This window comes from Candidatus Infernicultor aquiphilus (assembly GCF_002784285.1).
GTDB classification, from domain to species: Bacteria; Atribacterota; Phoenicimicrobiia; order Phoenicimicrobiales; family Phoenicimicrobiaceae; genus Infernicultor; species Infernicultor aquiphilus.
This window is the reverse complement of the sequence record NZ_PFKO01000360.1, coordinates 1-2,108: the sequence shown is the minus strand read 5'-3', so window position 1 is coordinate 2,108 and position 2,108 is coordinate 1. Positions and strand designations below refer to the sequence as shown.

General features: G+C 30.6%; 3 protein-coding genes. All 3 read left to right on the top strand.

The window, feature by feature from the left end; genetic code table 11:
* Window positions 1–324: formate/nitrite transporter family protein (locus COZ07_RS10120; RefSeq protein ID WP_406608443.1), on the top strand; the 324-nt coding region annotated here is incomplete at its 5' end.
* Between the two features lie 186 nt (window positions 325–510).
* Entirely contained in the window at window positions 511–1,167 is a 657-nt protein-coding gene (locus tag COZ07_RS10115; RefSeq protein ID WP_406608442.1) for a molybdenum cofactor guanylyltransferase, read from the top strand.
* Window positions 1,168–1,947 carry a formate dehydrogenase accessory sulfurtransferase FdhD gene (fdhD, locus tag COZ07_RS10110; RefSeq protein ID WP_406608441.1) on the top strand — a complete coding sequence of 260 codons (780 nt, stop codon included), beginning with the start codon at window positions 1,168–1,170 and terminating at the stop codon, window positions 1,945–1,947.
* The last annotated feature ends 161 nt before the right edge of the window (window positions 1,948–2,108 follow it).

Here is a 2,108-nt window from a genome sequence, read left to right as displayed (position 1 = left end):
GTGTGTTTAGCTGTATGGATGTCAGTAGCTGCTAAAGATATAATTGGAAAGATTTTTGGAATCTATTTCCCTATTATGGCATTTGTAGCAAGTGGATTTGAACATTGTGTGGCAAATATGTATTTTATTCCAATGGGATTATTATTAAAGGGGAATGCTACTATAGTAGCTACAGCAGGACTAGCTGGTAAATTAAGTAACCTTACTTTACAAGGATTTTTTGTAAATAATTTAACTCCAGTTACCCTGGGTAATATTGTGGGTGGATCACTTTGTGTTGCAACTGTATATTGGTTAGCTTATTTGAAAAAAAGTGAAAAATAAAGCAAGCTTAATAAATAACATTAATAAAAATAAAATAAGATAATAATTAGAGGGTCAATTTTTCACTAAAATTTGACCCCTTTTTATTATATTTATTTTCTTAGAGAAAGATAGTGTAAAATTTTAGTAGGGAGTTTTTAAAAAGAAAGGTTTGCCAAAAAATAAACTATATTTTTTGTTAACAAAATGATATTATATAAGGTTATGAAAATTAAAGATAAAAGATATTTTTCTTTAACCGCGATTATATTAGCGGGAGGGGAGAGCAGCAGGGTAGGTTTAAACAAAAGCAAAGATCAGATGAAATTAGCCGGAAGGCTTTTAATAGATTGGGTTATATCTACACTTACTTCTCTGGATAATTTAACCAAAGAAGATATTATTATAGTTGGCTCTAAAGAGAAATATTCTAATTTTAAGAGAGTATTTAAGGATATTTTTCCCCAAAAAGGTCCTTTGGGAGGGATATTTTCTGGCTTAAAGGCCTCTACCTCCCAGTATAATTTATTAGTAGGTTGTGATATGCCTTTTATAGAGGTAAAATTACTACAGTATATGATAGAAAATATAAATACTTATGATATGGTTATTCCTTGCCATGGTAAGGGATTAATTGAGCCTTTATGTGCAATTTACAGTAAAAGTTGTTTAGAGGTTATAGAGAGAAACATAAAAGCTGGAGTGTTATCAGTTAGAGAAATATTTCCCCACTTAAAAGTTAAATTTATTAAAGAGGAAGAGATAAAAAGATTTGATGCGGGACTTTATTCTTTTTTTAATATTAACTTTAAAGGCGATTTTACTAAGGCAGAAGAATTAATAAAAATGAGGAGAATAAAATAATTGTCTAGAGAAGCAAAAGGGATAATGGTAAATATAATTCGAATTAAAGAGAATAAAAAAGAAAATATTTTAGATTTAGTAGCCAGAGAAACTACTTTTACCATCTTATTAAACCAAAAAAAATTAGTTACTTTAAATTGCACTCCCGAGAAATATAAATATTTGGGCCTGGGTTTTCTCTATACCTCAGGTATTTTACGAAAAAAAGAAGATATTGTATCTTTAGAGATAAATAAAAAACAAGGTCTGATGGATATAAGGATGGAAGGTACCTCTTTATTACCAAAAGATATTAGCAGTAATAATTTATGGTTAGGAATTTGCCAGCAAGCAGAAGGAGAGGGCAATCCATTTTCATTTATCGATACTTCTTTAAAAATTAATCCTGGTTTGGTTTACTCTCTTATTTCTGAAATGCAAGAAAGAGCGGATTTTTTTAAATTGACCGGAGGAGTACACAGCTGCGCTTTAGCTGATAAAAATGGGTCTATAATATTATTTAGTGAAGATATTAGTCGTTATAATACTATTGACAAAATATTAGGAGAGGCTTTTGTCCATGATATCTCTACAGAAGATAAAATAATTTTAACCTCTTGTCGAATAACTTCTGGAATTTTACGGAAGATTATTACTGGGAAAGTACCGCTGATTATTTCCAGAGCTGCTCCTACAGATCGTACTATCGAGTTAGCCAAAAGAGCAGGTGTAACTTTGGTAGGATTTGTCCGTGGAGAGAGAATGAATATTTATAGTCATCCCCAGCGAATAGGAATTTAAATTTTACTTTAATAAGGAGCAAAACAAATTATGCCAGAGGAAGAAATAATTGTCGCTATCGACCCTGGTACCAAAAAGTGTGGCTATGCAGTAGTGGATTCTAATTTAAATGTTTTACAAAGAGAAGTTACTTTAGCAGAGAGAATAATAAATAGGATTAA